Source organism: Longimicrobiaceae bacterium, from assembly GCA_036375715.1.
Classification (GTDB): domain Bacteria; phylum Gemmatimonadota; class Gemmatimonadetes; order Longimicrobiales; family Longimicrobiaceae; genus DASVBS01.
Map to the genome: position 1 here is coordinate 120,567 of DASVBS010000060.1, position 14,045 is coordinate 134,611.

Consider the following 14,045-nt stretch of genomic DNA (forward strand, 5'->3'; position numbering starts at 1 on the left):
TCTCGCCCCGAGCGGGAGGAGACCGCGGAGGATTCGCATCACAGCACCCGCTGGTCACAGCTGTCTCCCATGGAAGATCGCCTACGCGAACTCGAACAGCGCTACGAGGAGCTCTCCAGCCTGCTCGCCGATCCGGCCACCATCGCGGATCCGCCGCGACTGAGGGAGGTATCGCGCGAGCACGCCCGGCTGGCGGAGGTGGTGGAGGCGGGCCGGCGCTGGCGTCAGGCGAGAGACGAGGAGCGCGACGCGCGGGCTCTGTTGCAGGAAGCAGGGGCGGACGCCGAGCTCGCCGAGCTGGCCCGAGGGGAGCTGGAGCGGCTCAAGCCGGAAGTGGCGCGCCTGGAGGAGCAGCTGAAGCGACTGCTCGCCCCGCGTGATCCGCTCGACAATCGGGATGCCGTGGTCGAGGTCCGGGCTGGAACGGGAGGCGACGAGGCGGCTCTCTTCGCCGGCGACCTCTTCCGCATGTACAGCCGCTACGCCGAGTCGCGGGGCTGGAAGGTGGAGCTCGTCAGCCTCTCGGAGGGTTCGCAGGGTGGCGTGAAGGAAGTGATCTTCGTGGTGCGGGGTCCAGACGCCTACGGCGACCTGCGCTACGAATCCGGCGTGCACCGGGTGCAGCGGGTCCCGGTCACCGAGAGCCAGGGGCGAATCCACACCTCTGCCGCCACGGTCGCGGTGCTTCCCGAGGCCGAAGAGGTGGACGTGGAGATCAACGAGGGCGACCTGAAGATCGATGTCTACCGTTCTTCCGGGCCCGGCGGGCAGTCGGTGAACACCACCGATTCGGCCGTTCGCATCACCCACCTTCCGACCGGCTTGGTGGTGACCTGCCAGGACGAAAAGTCGCAGCATAAGAACCGCGAGAAGGCGCTCGCGGTGCTGCGCTCGCGACTGCTCGACCTTCGCATTGCCGAGCAGGAGGCGGAGCGCGCGCGCGATCGGCGCCTCCAGGTGGGGACGGGTGATCGCTCGGCGAAGATCCGCACCTACAACTTCCCCCAGAGCCGCGTCACCGACCACCGGATCGGCTACACCACCCACGCCCTGCAACAGGTGCTCGACGGCGGCCTCGACGAGATCATCGAGCGCCTGCGCCTCGCCTCGCAGGAGGAAAGAGCGGCGTGAGGGCAGCCTGGACGATTCTCTCTCTGCTCCGCTGGACCTCGAAGTATCTCCAGGAGAAAGGATTGCCCGAGCCGCGTCTCGATGCGGAGCTGCTCCTGGCGGACGCGCTGGGCTTGAAGCGTCTCGACCTGTACCTGCAGTTCGACCGACCGCTTTTGCCGGAGGAGCTGGCGGAGTTCAAGCAGCGGCTGCGCAGGCGTGCGCGCCGCGAACCCTTGCAGTACATTGCTGGGCACGCCGCTTTCAGGAACCTGACCCTCGCCGTTGACCGGCGGGTATTGATCCCCCGGCCGGAAACCGAGGTGCTGGTGGACCTCGTCCTGACGTGGGGGTCGGGCAGGCACGGTCTGAGCGTGCTGGACATCGGTACGGGGTCTGGCGCAATCGCCCTGGCTCTGGCCACCGAGGGGGAGCAGGTGTTCCGCCGCGTGGTGGCCACCGACGTCTCGCCCGGTGCGCTGGAGGTCGCTGAGCAGAACCGCGTGGCGGTGGGGGCCCGGGTGGAGTTCCGTCAGGGTCCCTTCTTCGAACCGGTCCCGGGCGAGCGCTTCGACGTCGTCGTTTCCAATCCGCCCTACGTGGGCGAGCTCGAGCGGCCGACGCTTGACCCGGAAGTGGCGGATTGGGAGCCGCCCGAGGCGCTCTTCTCGGGTCCGGACGGGCTCGAGGTGATCCGCCGGCTGGTCGAGGAAGCGCCTCGCCATCTGAGTCCGGGCGGTCTGTTGGCGCTGGAGATCGGGGCCGGGCAGGGAGAGGCGGTGCAGGACCTGCTCCGCGCCACGTCCGGGTTCGAAGCAGTGGAAGTGAAGCCGGACCTGGCCGGGCGTGATCGTGTCGTTCTGGCGCACCGGGGCAGTGGTTCTGGCTCCCGTACATGAGAGGAGTCGATTGTGGATCAGATCAGAGAGCGCGCACGTGAGGTCGGGCGGCTCATCGCGCAGACCGATGAGTACAAGGCACTGAAACGCGCAAACGAGCGGCTGTCCGACGACCGCGAGGCGGTTTCGACCATCAATCGCCTCTCCGAGCTCGAGGTCGAGCTCACCAACCTGTTACGGTCAGGACGGCAGCCCGACGAGGAACAGCAGAAGGAATACGAGGACCTCGTCGAGACGCTGCAGCAGATGACGGTGTACCAGGGGGTCGTAGCGGCGCAATCCAACTTCGATCGGCTCATGGAGCGGATCAATGAAGAGATTGCGCAGGGGATCCAGGCCGGCGATCAGAGTCGGATCATCCTTCCCTGATCCGGAGCGCTGCGTGACCAGCTTCATCCCCGGGTGGTTGCGGAACGGGTTCCTGAACCTCCTTCGGCCGGTCCCTCAGCGTCTGATCGACCGGGGGATTCACCCCAACGCGGTGACCACCGTCGGGTTCGCCGTGACCATTTCCGCTGGTGTCGCCTTCTTCCTCGGACACGTCCGGATCGGTGGCTTCCTGGTCCTTATCGGGGGGATCTTCGACATCCTCGACGGCCAGGTGGCCCGCGGTAGCGGCCTCTCCTCGGTCTTCGGCTCCTTCTACGACTCCACTCTGGACCGCATCTCCGAGATCGTCGTCTTCCTGGGGATCCTGTCGCTCTACGGGGGTGGGCACCCGGACTTCCCGCTCCCCTGGATGGTCTATCCCGTTGCCCTGGCGCTGGCCGGCTCCCTGATGGTCTCGTACACTCGCGCTCGCGCCGAGGCCCTCGGGCTCGACTGCAAAGTGGGCCTGATGCAGCGGCCGGAACGGGTCGTGCTGATCGGCGTCGCCGCCATGCTGTTCGGCGGGGCATGGAATGGTGCGGTGCTGACTGGGGTCTTGCTGCTGATGGCGGTCCTCACGAACTTCACCGCGTTCCAGCGCATAGTCTGGGTCTATCGGCACACGCGCCGGGAGGTCACCCGCGATCGAGTGGCGGTGGCCGGACCGCGGCTGCAGCGGTCTCCCAAAACACAGAGCAAACGCAGAGCATGAACAGACCAACCCCGCGGCCAGCGACCGGAAAGCTGGGTATCCTCCTTCCGGGCCTTGGCGCGGTTTCGACGACGTTCATCGCCGGTGTAGAGCTCGCCCGCCGCAGTCTTGGGCGACCGATCGGCAGCCTGGCCGAGTACGGTACGATCCGGCTGGGCAAGCGCTCGGAGGGGCGCACGCCGAAGATCCGGGATTTCGTCCCCCTCACCCCTCTGCGGGACATCGTATTCGGCGCCTGGGACCCGATCCCGGACAACGCCTACGAGTCAGCTCTCAAGGCCGGGGTCCTCGACCGCTACACCCACATCGAGCCGATCGCCGAGCAGCTCAAGCGCATCGAGCCGATGCCCGCCGCATTCGATCAGCGGTACGTGAAGCGACTGCAGGGAACCAACGTCATCCCGGGAGATTCGAAGCGCGAGTGGGTCGAGGCGCTGCGCGCTGACATCCGACGCTTCCGCTCGGAGAACAACTGCGAGCGCCTGGTGGTCGTGTGGTGCGGCTCGACGGAGATCTACATCAAGCCCAGCGCGATTCACCAATCGCTGGAGGCGTTCGAGGCCGCGATCGACGCCGACGACCCCGGGGTCTCGCCGAGCATGCTGTACGCCTACGCCGCCCTCTCCGAGGGCGTGCCGTTCGCGAACGGAGCGCCCAACCTCACGCTGGATTTCCCGGCGATGATCGAGCTCGCCGAGCGGAACGGCGTGCCGATCGCGGGCAAGGACTTCAAGACCGGCCAGACGCTGATGAAGACCATCATCGCACCTGGCTTGAAGGCACGCATGCTGGGCGTCGACGGCTGGTTCTCCACCAACATCCTGGGGAACCGCGACGGCGCGGTCCTGGACGATCCGGAATCGTTCAAGACCAAGGAGGAGTCGAAGCTCAGCGTGCTGGAATACATCCTCCAACCGCAGCTCTATCCGGAGCTCTACGGCGACGTCTACCACAAGGTGCGGATCAACTACTATCCGCCCCGCGGCGACGCCAAGGAGGGGTGGGACAACATCGACATCCGCGGGTGGCTCGACTACCCGATGCAGATCAAGGTCGATTTCCTCTGCCGGGATAGCATCCTGGCCGCGCCCATCGTCCTCGATCTGGCGCTCTTCCTCGATCTTGCCGCCCGTGCGGGGATGTCGGGGATCCAGGAGTGGCTCTCCTTCTACCTCAAGAGCCCGATGCACGCGGAGGGGATCTACCCGGAGCACGACCTCTTCATCCAGCACACCAAGCTGAAGAACACACTGCGCTGGATGATGGGGGAGGAGCAGATCACCCACCTCGGCCTCGAGTACTACCTCACGCCGACGGAGGTGGGCAGCGACTGACGGGTCCTTCCTCACGCTGGCGGAGCGCGGCGAAGCCGAGCTCCGCGTCCGCGGCTCCCGCTTCCTCGGGGTCGCCGCGCCGGCGGACTCCGAGGAAGCGGCACGCGAGCTCCTGGGCGAGCTGCAACGCCGCTACTTCGACGCAACCCATCACTGCTCGGCCTGGCGGCTCCGCAATGGCGTCTGGCGCGCAAACGACGCCGGGGAGCCGAGCGGCAGCGCCGGCGGGCCGATCCTCGCCGCGATCGACGCGGCAGGCGTGGTCGACGCTGCGGTGGTGGTCGTGCGCTACTTCGGCGGCACCAAGCTGGGCGTGGGCGGCCTCGTACGCGCCTACGGCGAGGCCGCGCAGGCGGCACTGGCCGCCTGTCCGCGCCGGCACGCCATTCCCGCCGTACGGATCCTCATCCGCTACCCCTACAGCCACACCGCCGCGGTGATGCGGGCGCTGGAATTCGCTCGGGCGACCGGGATCGAGCACGGCTACTCGGAGGCCGCGGCTGCCGCGGAGGTGCGCGCGGTAGCGCCCGAGGGCTCGCTGGCGGCGCTCGCCGACCTGCTCCGCGAGCAAACTTCGGGCGAGGTCGCCGCCGAGCCGATCGGTGAGACGATCATCTACCGCGCGGCCCCGGACCAGGGGTCGACTTCGGCTTGACGCTCGCCCGGCACTCCTCTAGGTTGGACCGAGCAGGACGTGCCCGGCGGCCGGGCGGCCGGGCGATTCTTTCCGCGCCAGCGGTACGCGTGTGATGAGCCATCCCTTCCCCGTACAGCGACTTTTCCGATCTGGCGCTGCTGGCACGCGCCGCGGGCCGGCGGCTTGCGCCAGGAGGAGGAAGGAATGAGCGAGATCCTGCTGGCGGAAGCCGTGATGGACCGCCTCAAACAGCGGTATCCCTGCTATCACGAAACCGCTTACCTGTTTATTCTCTCGGCGCTCCACTACAGCATCGAGCGCCTCGACGAGCCGCGGCACATCACCGGGCGCGAGCTGGCCGAGGGATGCCGCGACCTGGCCATCGAGCGCTGGGGCTTGATGGCGCGGACCGTACTGGAGTACTGGGGGATCCGTTCCACCCGCGACCTGGGGGCCATCGTCTTCGCCCTGGTCGAATGCGGCGTGCTGGTCAAGCAGGAAACGGATGTGCTCGACGATTTCGACTCCGTTTTCGACTTCCATCTCGCCTTCGAGCGCGACTACCCCTGGCCCGGCCTGCGGAAGCTCATCTCCTGACTCCGGAAAGGATTGATCTTGTCCCTGGAACGGGGTTTGCGGTTGCGCGATCTGTTCAGACGCGGAAGTGCCCGGGGGCGCTCCGCCGATCGCCAACGTGGAAGGGAGGGGATGAACGATGCCCGAACTCGAGTTCCCGGAATGCAAGAAATGCGGTGAGGGGAAAATGTTACCCCTCTCTGACTACGGGCGGGACGGGGCACCGATCACGTTCAAAGCCTGGGTTTGTCAGAACCCCGAATGCGGCTTCAACATCCGCATCGACAACGGAGAGATCAGTTTCGGCCGTTCCATCGGGCAGAGTTACAAGTAAGCGGGCAACCGCCCGGGAAGGAGAACACGGTGCCCACGGCGCTTCTGCGACGTGGGCACCGTCGCGTGGAGAACCGCCGCACTCCGCGACGAACGTGACATGAATCGAGACAACTCTCCCGCTCCGCCACTCCCCCTCGTGACCGCCCGGCAGATGCAGGAGTGGGATCACCGGGCGATCACGGAGCTCGGGGTGCCCGAGCGGGTGTTGATGGAGTCGGCGGGGCGGGCCGCGGCTCGGATTGTCCACGCCCTCTTCCCACGAGGAAGGGTGGGTGCCGCGGTGGGGCGGGGCAACAACGGCGGGGACGCGGTGGTCTTGCTTCGTTCGCTGCGCTCCTGGGGGAGGGAAGCGATCGCCGTGCCCGTCGGAGCGGACGCCCTGCCCGCGGAGCTGCTGCACGGGTGGGAGATCCCCGTGGCGAAGGAGGCGGATGCGGTCTCCGTGTTCCGCGATTGCGCGGTGGTGGTCGACGGGTTGCTCGGGACCGGCGCCAGCGGCCCTCCCCGGCCCCCACAGGCCGAGTGCATCCGGGCCATGCATGCCGCGGGTCGACCGGTGGTTGCGCTGGACGGGCCGACGGGCGTGGACCTGACGCGGGGGACGGTCGAGGGAGAAGCGGTTCGCGCAGAGTGCACGATCACTTTCGGCGCACCGAAAAGGGGATTGCTGCTCCACCCGGGAAGGGTACACGCCGGCCGCATCTTCGTGGTCGAGACGGGGTTCCCGCCGTTGCGGGCGGAGGCGGTCGGCGCGGGCGTGATCACGGCGGAGTGGGCCGCGAGCCGCTGGAAGCGGCTGCCGCCCGACGCGCACAAGGGCGTGGCCGGCCGGCTGATCGTTCTCGCCGGACACAACGCCGTCGGCGGCGCGCCCATCATGTGCGGTCACGCGGCCCTCAGGACGGGAGCGGGTACGGTGCGGATCGTCTCTCATGCGGGCATCCGGGTCGCCGTGGCCGCGGCAATTCCCGAAGCCCTCTTCTCCGACCGCGAGGTGGACGACGTCGCGGAGCTCGCCCGGACTGCCTCGGCCCTGGTGGCGGGGCCGGGCATCGGGACCGACGAGGCCGCGCGCGTGATCCTCGCCAGGATGCTGGAAGCCGCCGAGTGCCCTGTGCTGCTCGACGCCGATGCGCTGACCCTGCTCGCCAGTGACCAGACCCTGCTTCCCGAGCGCCTGCGGGACCGCACCTTGCTCACGCCGCACCCCGGAGAGATGGGGCGTCTGCTGGGGATTCAGACTCACGAGGTCACCGCTGACGCCTTCGGCGCGGTCGAGGCCGCGCGCGACCGCTTCGGGTGCACGGTGCTCCTGAAGGGCGCTCCCACGCTCGTCGCGGCGCCGGGCGCGCCGGTCCTCGCCAACATCACAGGCCATTCAGGGGTGGGGGTCGGTGGCATGGGGGACACTCTGGCCGGGCTGATCGGGGCGCTGATGGCGCGAGGACTACCGCCCGCGGACGCCGCCGGGCTCGGGATCTACTACGCCGGCGCTGCGGCCGACCGGCTTGGCAGGGGCCGTCCCATCCTGCCCCGAGACGTGGCCGAGATGCTGCCGAACGTGCTGGGGCAGTCGGTCGAGGTTGGTGGCCTCGACTTTCCGGAGATCCTGCTCGAGCTGGAGGAGGCTGTTTGAGGGTGGGGCAAGGTGAAGTCCTGACGCCGGTCGAGAGCCGCTTGACCCTCCGCACTGGCGCCCGCTACCTTCCGCCAGTTTGTCGGGCTCTTCTATCAACGCATTTGAACGCAGCCGAATGATCACGATCGCCGACGTACACGCTCGAGAAATCCTCGACTCGCGGGGCAACCCGACCGTTGAGGCCGAAGTCATCCTCAGCAACGGCATCATGGGTCGGGCCGCTGTGCCCAGCGGCGCTTCGACGGGTGAGCACGAAGCGGTCGAGCTCCGCGACGGTGACGACGAGCGCTACGGCGGCAAGGGTGTGCTCGATGCCGTCGCCAACGTGGAGGAGTCGATCGGGCCGGCCATCCGCGGCATGAACCCGTACGACCAGGTGCTCATCGACCGGGCGATGATCGAGCTCGATGGCACCCCCAACAAGCGGCGTCTGGGGGCCAACGCGATCCTCGCGGTTTCCCTTGCGAATGCCCGGGCGGCCGCGCGCGACGCCGGCCTCCCGCTCTATCGGTACCTGGGCGGTCCAATGGCGACCATGCTACCGGTTCCGATGATGAACATCCTGAACGGCGGCGCCCACGCGGCCAACAACGTCGATTTCCAGGAGTTCATGATCATGCCCATCGGTGCCGACACCTTCTCCGAGGGGCTGCGGATGGGGGTGGAGGTCTTCCACTCGCTGAAGAAGGTGCTCTCCTCCCAGAAGAAGAGCACTTCGGTGGGGGACGAGGGCGGCTTTGCGCCCGATCTAGCCACCAACGAGGAGGCCCTGGGTGTGATCCTGCAGGCGATCGAGAAGGCGGGGTACCGTCCGGGCGAGGACGTGGTGCTCGCGCTGGACGTCGCCGCCTCCGAGCTGCACCGCGATGGCGCTTACGTCTTCCACAAGTCGTCTGGCGAGAAGCGGTCCGCCAGCGAGATGGTCCAGTTCTACGCCGACTGGGTGAAGCGGTACCCGATCCGCTCGATCGAGGACGCTCTGGACGAGAACGACTGGGACGGATGGAAGGCGCTCACCGACGCGATCGGCGACAGCACGCAGCTCGTCGGCGATGATCTCTTCGTCACCAACAGCAGCCGACTGTCCGAGGGGATCGAGCGGGGCGTCGCGAACGCGATCCTGATCAAAGTGAACCAGATCGGTACCCTCACCGAGACCCTGGAGGCGATCGAGCTGGCGGGCCAGGCGGGGTACAACGCGGTAATCTCGCACCGCTCCGGTGAGACCGAGGACACCTTCATCGCCGATCTCGCCGTGGCCACTGGCGTGGGGCAGATCAAGACGGGCAGCGCCAGCCGGACCGATCGGGTGGCGAAGTACAACCAGCTTCTCCGCATCGAGGAGAGCCTGGGCGAGGCGGCCCGTTATCCAGGTGCCGCCCTGTGGCGGTGAGACGCTCCCCTCCTGCCGGGCCCGGCGGCGCCATTGCCCGCCGGGCCGTTCCGGCGACGCTGGTGGCGATCGCCGTGTACTACGCCGTCTGGGGCGGTGAGTACTCCCTGTTCGACCTCCGCACCCTGAGCATGCGCCTGCAGGCGGCGGAGGTCGAGTTGGCGGAGTTGCGCCGGCAGGTCGACTCCCTCCGCGTGGTGGAGGAGGCCCTGGAGAACGACCCGGAGACGATCGAGGCGGTGGCCCGGGAGCAGTTCGGGATGATCCGCGACGGGGAGCTGCTCTACCGCTTCGTCGACATGGATTCGGCCTCCGCGCCTTGACATCCGGCCCTAAAGAGTTACCTTTCAGGCTCTGTCGCGGGGTGGAGCAGCCTGGTAGCTCGTCGGGCTCATAACCCGAAGGTCGCGGGTTCGAATCCCGCCCCCGCTATAGTGACGGCCGGCCCGGCGGGCCGGCCGTTTGCTTCGCGGCTGGGTAGCTCAGTTGGTGAGAGCGCCCGACTCATAATCGTGAGGTCGGGGGTTCGAATCCCCCCCCAGCTATTTGCCTCCGTCGGCCAATGCGCCGGCGGAGGCAAATTCTTTCACTCAAATTTTGAATTTTGGATTTGAATTGGGGCGCTCGAGCCGCCAGATCGCAATTCAAAATTCAAAATTAAGAATTCAAAATTAGGCCTTCAGGCCTCATGCGGCGCCATGACGCCGAGGACGCGGTCGAGGGCCATGACGTGGCTGCAGGTGTGGTGGCCGCGGAAGTAGCTGCAGTCGCACTGCCAGTGGTCGTTGCGGAACTCTACTGTATGGGGGCTGTGGTTGCCGTCGAACTCCACCCGCAGCTCGCGGATGTGGATCCGTTCAGGCTGGTCGGCATAGATCTTGGCCTTCTGGATCTTGTTGATCATCCCGGAATCGAGCATGTCCGACCTCCCCTCAGTGAGTGAAAATACGAACGCCCACGCAGTTTTGGCTGCGTGGGCGCCTCGGCACAGCGGCGTTCCTCAAAGACAAGGATCTTCTCTGTCTCCGTCAGGTCGAGCATTGCAACTCCCCCGGCCGGGAACGCGATTCGTGCTCAAGCTGAGCTTAGCGCGGGCGACAGGGACTGTCAAGGGCCCCTCGCCCGCGCGTCGACGTCAGTCCGGGCGGGTCCCCCCGACCGCCGGATCGCCCTTGGCGAGACCACCGCGCTCACGCACGACGATCCTTGAAGAATCGGGGCGATCGGCGCTCGGCGTGTTGGTCCGGTGCTGCTCCGGGCGCGGGACACCGGCGACCTTCTGGGGGAGGCGTCCCGGCCGCCGCTCGGGGGTCTGATCCTCGGTTTCGGAGGATTCGAAGCGCGGACCGCCGTCCTCCGCATCGTCGAACCCTGCCTCGTCGAACGCGTCCTCGCCGAGCGGGTCCTGCTCCATGGTCTCTTCCTCGTCGAAGCCGCGGCCATCGAAGCGTCGCGTCATAATGCCCTCCTTTCGCTGATGCTCCGGCGCCGGCGTGTGGGAGCAGGTGATGTCCGCAGGTCCGATACCAGCGCGCGGACCAGCGGAGGGTGACGATCGGCCGCGCCTGCGCCCTGGCTTGCCTGGCGCCCTCGCTCGCCGACATCTTGCCGCATGCTCGCTTCACATCCTGGCTCCGTGCTCGATCCGTCTTCCACCCCGGTTCGGACCGTTCCCCGCCATCGATGATCCGTCCGCGCCCGGGCGCCCCGTACCTGGCGGGCGCGCCGCTCCTGATCGCGCATCGCGGCGGCGCCGCGCTCGCGCCCGAGAACACGCTGGAAGCCTTCCGGCAGGCGGTGCGCTGGTGGGGATGCGACGTGCTGGAGATCGACGTGCAGCCGACGCGGGACGGGGAGGTCGTCGTCCTGCACGACGCCAATGTCGACCGCACCACGGACGGCCGCGGGCCGGCCGCCGCTCACACCCTGGACGCCCTGCGCGAGCTGGACGCGGGGTACCGCTACTCGCCGGACGGCGGGCGGACGCACCCGTGGCGCGATCGGGGCGTTCGCATCCCCACCCTTGCAGAGGTCCTGGAGGCCTTCCCAACGGTTCGCGTCAACATCGAGATCAAGGATGCCCGGGCGGGGCCGCGAGCGCGGGAGGTGATCGCCGCGGCGGGGGCGGAGGGAAGGGTGCTGGTGGCGGCTGAGGATCGAGCCGCGCGGCTGGCCGCCGGCGCCCACGGTGCGCCCACCAGCGCGTCCGAGCAGGAGCTGCGGGCTTTCTATCTCCTGCACCGGTTGGGGCTCGCGGCGTTGTACCGGCCCGAGGTGGACGCCTTGCAGCTCCCCTTCCGCCATCGCAACCGGGTAATTCCGACACCACGCTTCGTCCGCGATGCGCACCGCCTCAACCTCCCCGTTCACGTATGGACGGTCGACGAGGTGGAGGAGATGCGCTGGCTGCTCCGCGCGGGCGTCGACGGCATCGTCACCGACCGGCCGGATCGTCTGGCACTCGTTCTCCATCACACCTGCGGGCGGCCTCTTCCGCCCGGTCCGTCGGCGGAGGAGAGGGAGCGCTACCTGGAACGGTTGTTGCTCGATTGGCCGCGCGCCATCGACGCGAACGTGCAGGGCATTGAAGAGGAAGGCCATGGGTCGCTACGATGATCGAGGGGGCTTCCCCGGCGAGGAGTGGGAGACCGGATATCGCCGGCGACGTCCGCGGTTCCAGACGCCTCACGAGGACGGATGGGGCTTCGCCGGCGGATATCCCCAGCGGATGTATGGCCCGGAGCGCTATGGTCTGGGTCCCTATTACGAGCGCCTGCGCCGTCGCCGCCGCCCCGATGACGAGATCGAGCGGGAGGTGAAGGACGCCCTCTTCTACGACACCTGGGTGGACGCCGACGCGATCAGCGTGGAGGTGCGGGAAGGAATCGTAACCCTGCGTGGAACGCTGCCCAGCTACGACGAGATCCGCTATGCGAACGACGATGCCTGGGATGTCGATGGCGTCGTCGGCGTGCACTCGGAGCTCGAGGTGCGTGAGTAGGCAGACCCCACCCTGCTCGGTTTCCAGCTCCGATCCCCTCCGATTCCGCCCCCCACCGCATCGCCACGAAGATGACAGGCGAACACCCGGTTGAGGCTCGGGTGCGGCGCCAGCTCGCCAGCCTGGGGTTCGGCGCGCGGCCCCGACGGTGTTTGGTCGCGCTTTCGGGGGGCTGCGACTCGGTGACCCTCCTTTACCTGCTGCGCTTTCCCCTCGCCGGACTACAGCTCGTACTGGAGGCAGCCCACCTCGACCACGCCATGCGTCCCGACAGCGCCGCCGATGCGTGCTGGGTTCGCGGTCTCTGCAGGGCCTGGGGCGTGCCTATCCATAGCAGTCGGCTGGAGCAGCCACCTCGCTCCGAGCAGGAGGCGCGCGATGCTCGCTACGCGTTTCTGCGGCAGTGCGCGGAGAAGGCGGGGGCCGAGGTGATCCTCACCGCTCATCACGCCGATGATCAGGCGGAGACGGTGCTCTTCCGCATCGCCCGGGGAACGGGACTGCGAGGCCTGGCGGGAATGAGGACTCGCGCAGGCGACCTGGTTCGGCCCCTGCTCGGCGTGTGGCGCGAGGAGCTGGCGGCGTACGCTGAAGAGCGTGGATTGGCCTGGCGCACCGACGTGACCAATCGCAGCCTCGATCCGGCGCGGAATCGCATCCGGCATCAGATCCTGCCGATGCTGGAGCGGAGCGTGGCGCCGGGCGCGCGGCGAAATCTGGTCTCGCTGGCGGAGATCGCGGCCGAGGCGGAGGCGGCGCTCGAGCGTATGGCAAAGGCTGCCGAGGCTGATCTCGTGACCTGGGAAGACGGCGCACCTTTGCTTGCGAGAGATCGTCTTCATCTCTATGATTCCGCCGTTACTTCTCGCGTGCTTCGCAACCTGTTGCGCCGCTTCGGCGTGGTCCCTGGAAGGATGGGAACCCGAAGGGCGCTTCAGTTTATTACCGGGGCCGAAAGTGGCCGGGTGATGCCACTTTCCGACCGCCTGCAGATCGAGATCGAGTTCGATCGGGCCCGTCTGAGCACAACGCGGCCGCCCGGGCCCGCGGACCGGGGCTTTCAGATCGACTCGGCAGATGCGGCTGGCGAAGCGTCGATCCGGATCGGAGGGGTGGACTACCGCATCCGGTATGGGCGGAGCGAGCGGGGCGATTTTCCTGAGGACTCCTGGACCTTTCGTGCCGACGTCACGTCTCTGGCCTTCCCGTTGCGGGTTCGGGGGTGGGAAGACGGAGACCGGATGCGGACCCAGAGCGGGAGACGCAGTCTGAAGAAGATCTTTCTCGAGCGGCGAGTACCGAGGTCGCGACGCAGACGCCTGCCTCTGCTCGTCGATGCCTCGGGCGAAGTGCTCTGGGTGGCGGGGTTGCCGCCGGATCGGCCGGGTGGCGGTGGGGTACCGCACGATCCCTTCATCGTCCGGGTGTTGCATGCTTGATTCGGCGCAGGTCCTCGCCCGCACGGGTGGGCGCGAGCTGCGCCGTGTCGTCTACGACGAGGACGAGATCCGGCGCCGGGTAGAGGAGATGGGGGCCGACATCACGGCCCATTATCCAGCGGACGAGGGTCTCCTGCTGGTCGGCCTGTTGAAGGGTTCCTTCATCTTCGTCGGCGACCTGGTCCGCGCGATCGCTCGGCCGTTGCAGGTCGACTTCCTCGTCGCCTCCAGCTACGGCTCGGGCACCACCAGCTCGGGCGAGGTGAAGCTGCTCTACGACCCCGAAGCCGACCTCCGGGACCGTCACGTCCTGCTGGTGGAGGACATCATCGACAGCGGCAACACCCTCAACCGATTGATTCCACTCCTGCGTGAGCGAGGTCCGCGCTCGCTCGAAATGGTGGCCCTGCTGCACAAGCGTCTGGCGGACCGGTTGGAGCTGGAGCCACGTTGGGTCGGCTTTGACGCCCCTAACGAGTTCCTGATCGGCTACGGGTTGGATCATTCGGAGGATTTCCGAAACCTGCCCTTCATCGCGAGCCTCTGATCTCGAGACGCGAGCTGCGCCCGCGCCAACGCCCGGCCGTTCCACGAAAGAAG

Annotated in this window: 17 protein-coding genes and 2 tRNA genes; 17 read left to right on the plus strand and 2 right to left on the minus strand. The window is 67.6% G+C overall.

The window, feature by feature from the left end:
* Nucleotides 1-60: 60 nt before the first annotated feature.
* The 13 genes from prfA (at nucleotide 61) to VF167_11780 (ending at nucleotide 9,550) form a co-directional block, all read left to right on the plus strand.
* Nucleotides 61-1,131 (plus strand): peptide chain release factor 1, encoded by a 1,071-nt coding sequence (gene prfA, locus VF167_11720; protein ID HEX6926080.1) that lies wholly within the window; start codon nucleotides 61-63, stop codon nucleotides 1,129-1,131.
* On the plus strand, nucleotides 1,128-2,009 hold the full coding sequence (gene prmC / locus VF167_11725) for a peptide chain release factor N(5)-glutamine methyltransferase (protein ID HEX6926081.1): 882 nt from the start codon (nucleotides 1,128-1,130) through the stop codon (nucleotides 2,007-2,009). Before prfA ends, prmC begins: the two co-directional genes overlap by 4 nt.
* Before the next feature lie 12 nt (nucleotides 2,010-2,021).
* A complete protein-coding gene (locus VF167_11730; protein HEX6926082.1) occupies nucleotides 2,022-2,378 on the plus strand; it encodes a YlbF family regulator in 357 nt (118 codons plus the stop codon).
* Nucleotides 2,379-2,391: 13 nt separating this feature from the next.
* The gene (locus tag VF167_11735; protein HEX6926083.1) at nucleotides 2,392-3,090 is read left to right on the plus strand and encodes a CDP-alcohol phosphatidyltransferase family protein; all 699 of its coding nucleotides are present in this window, start codon (nucleotides 2,392-2,394) and stop codon (nucleotides 3,088-3,090) included.
* A complete protein-coding gene (locus VF167_11740; protein ID HEX6926084.1) occupies nucleotides 3,087-4,424 on the plus strand; it encodes an inositol-3-phosphate synthase in 1,338 nt (445 codons plus the stop codon). Before VF167_11735 ends, VF167_11740 begins: the two co-directional genes overlap by 4 nt.
* Nucleotides 4,425-4,440: 16 nt before the next feature.
* Nucleotides 4,441-5,079, plus strand: a complete 639-nt coding sequence (locus tag VF167_11745; protein HEX6926085.1) for a YigZ family protein — start codon at nucleotides 4,441-4,443, stop codon at nucleotides 5,077-5,079.
* A gap of 186 nt (nucleotides 5,080-5,265) precedes the next feature.
* Nucleotides 5,266-5,658: a Minf_1886 family protein gene (locus VF167_11750; GenBank protein ID HEX6926086.1), complete on the plus strand. Its 393-nt coding sequence runs from the start codon at nucleotides 5,266-5,268 to the stop codon at nucleotides 5,656-5,658.
* A 118-nt stretch (nucleotides 5,659-5,776) separates the two neighbouring features.
* The gene (locus tag VF167_11755; protein HEX6926087.1) at nucleotides 5,777-5,971 is read left to right on the plus strand and encodes a hypothetical protein; all 195 of its coding nucleotides are present in this window, start codon (nucleotides 5,777-5,779) and stop codon (nucleotides 5,969-5,971) included.
* A gap of 99 nt (nucleotides 5,972-6,070) precedes the next feature.
* The gene (locus VF167_11760; GenBank protein HEX6926088.1) at nucleotides 6,071-7,609 is read left to right on the plus strand and encodes an NAD(P)H-hydrate dehydratase; all 1,539 of its coding nucleotides are present in this window, start codon (nucleotides 6,071-6,073) and stop codon (nucleotides 7,607-7,609) included.
* A gap of 118 nt (nucleotides 7,610-7,727) precedes the next feature.
* The gene (gene eno / locus VF167_11765) at nucleotides 7,728-9,005 is read left to right on the plus strand and encodes a phosphopyruvate hydratase (protein HEX6926089.1); all 1,278 of its coding nucleotides are present in this window, start codon (nucleotides 7,728-7,730) and stop codon (nucleotides 9,003-9,005) included.
* Nucleotides 8,996-9,328 carry a septum formation initiator family protein gene (locus VF167_11770; protein HEX6926090.1) on the plus strand — a complete coding sequence of 111 codons (333 nt, stop codon included), beginning with the start codon at nucleotides 8,996-8,998 and terminating at the stop codon, nucleotides 9,326-9,328. Before eno ends, VF167_11770 begins: the two co-directional genes overlap by 10 nt.
* Nucleotides 9,329-9,363: 35 nt before the next feature.
* Nucleotides 9,364-9,437 (plus strand) — tRNA-Met (locus tag VF167_11775).
* A gap of 39 nt (nucleotides 9,438-9,476) precedes the next feature.
* A tRNA-Met gene (locus VF167_11780) sits at nucleotides 9,477-9,550 on the plus strand.
* A gap of 134 nt (nucleotides 9,551-9,684) precedes the next feature.
* On the opposite strand, the gene VF167_11785 is transcribed toward VF167_11780, so the two are convergent.
* A complete protein-coding gene (locus tag VF167_11785; protein ID HEX6926091.1) occupies nucleotides 9,685-9,924 on the minus strand; it encodes an SWIM zinc finger family protein in 240 nt (79 codons plus the stop codon).
* Nucleotides 9,925-10,140: 216 nt separating this feature from the next.
* Nucleotides 10,141-10,464, minus strand: a complete 324-nt coding sequence (locus VF167_11790) for a hypothetical protein (GenBank protein HEX6926092.1) — start codon at nucleotides 10,462-10,464, stop codon at nucleotides 10,141-10,143.
* Between the two features lie 224 nt (nucleotides 10,465-10,688).
* Here VF167_11790 and VF167_11795 point away from each other — a divergent pair, with 224 nt between their 5' ends.
* From VF167_11795 to hpt, 4 genes are all read left to right on the plus strand, one after another.
* The gene (locus VF167_11795; protein ID HEX6926093.1) at nucleotides 10,689-11,621 is read left to right on the plus strand and encodes a glycerophosphodiester phosphodiesterase; all 933 of its coding nucleotides are present in this window, start codon (nucleotides 10,689-10,691) and stop codon (nucleotides 11,619-11,621) included.
* On the plus strand, nucleotides 11,605-12,006 hold the full coding sequence (locus VF167_11800) for a BON domain-containing protein (protein HEX6926094.1): 402 nt from the start codon (nucleotides 11,605-11,607) through the stop codon (nucleotides 12,004-12,006). Before VF167_11795 ends, VF167_11800 begins: the two co-directional genes overlap by 17 nt.
* 71 nt (nucleotides 12,007-12,077) lie before the next feature.
* On the plus strand, nucleotides 12,078-13,445 hold the full coding sequence (gene tilS / locus VF167_11805) for a tRNA lysidine(34) synthetase TilS (protein ID HEX6926095.1): 1,368 nt from the start codon (nucleotides 12,078-12,080) through the stop codon (nucleotides 13,443-13,445).
* Nucleotides 13,438-13,992: a hypoxanthine phosphoribosyltransferase gene (gene hpt / locus VF167_11810; GenBank protein ID HEX6926096.1), complete on the plus strand. Its 555-nt coding sequence runs from the start codon at nucleotides 13,438-13,440 to the stop codon at nucleotides 13,990-13,992. The genes tilS and hpt overlap by 8 nt, the downstream gene beginning before the upstream one ends.
* The last annotated feature ends 53 nt before the right edge of the window (nucleotides 13,993-14,045 follow it).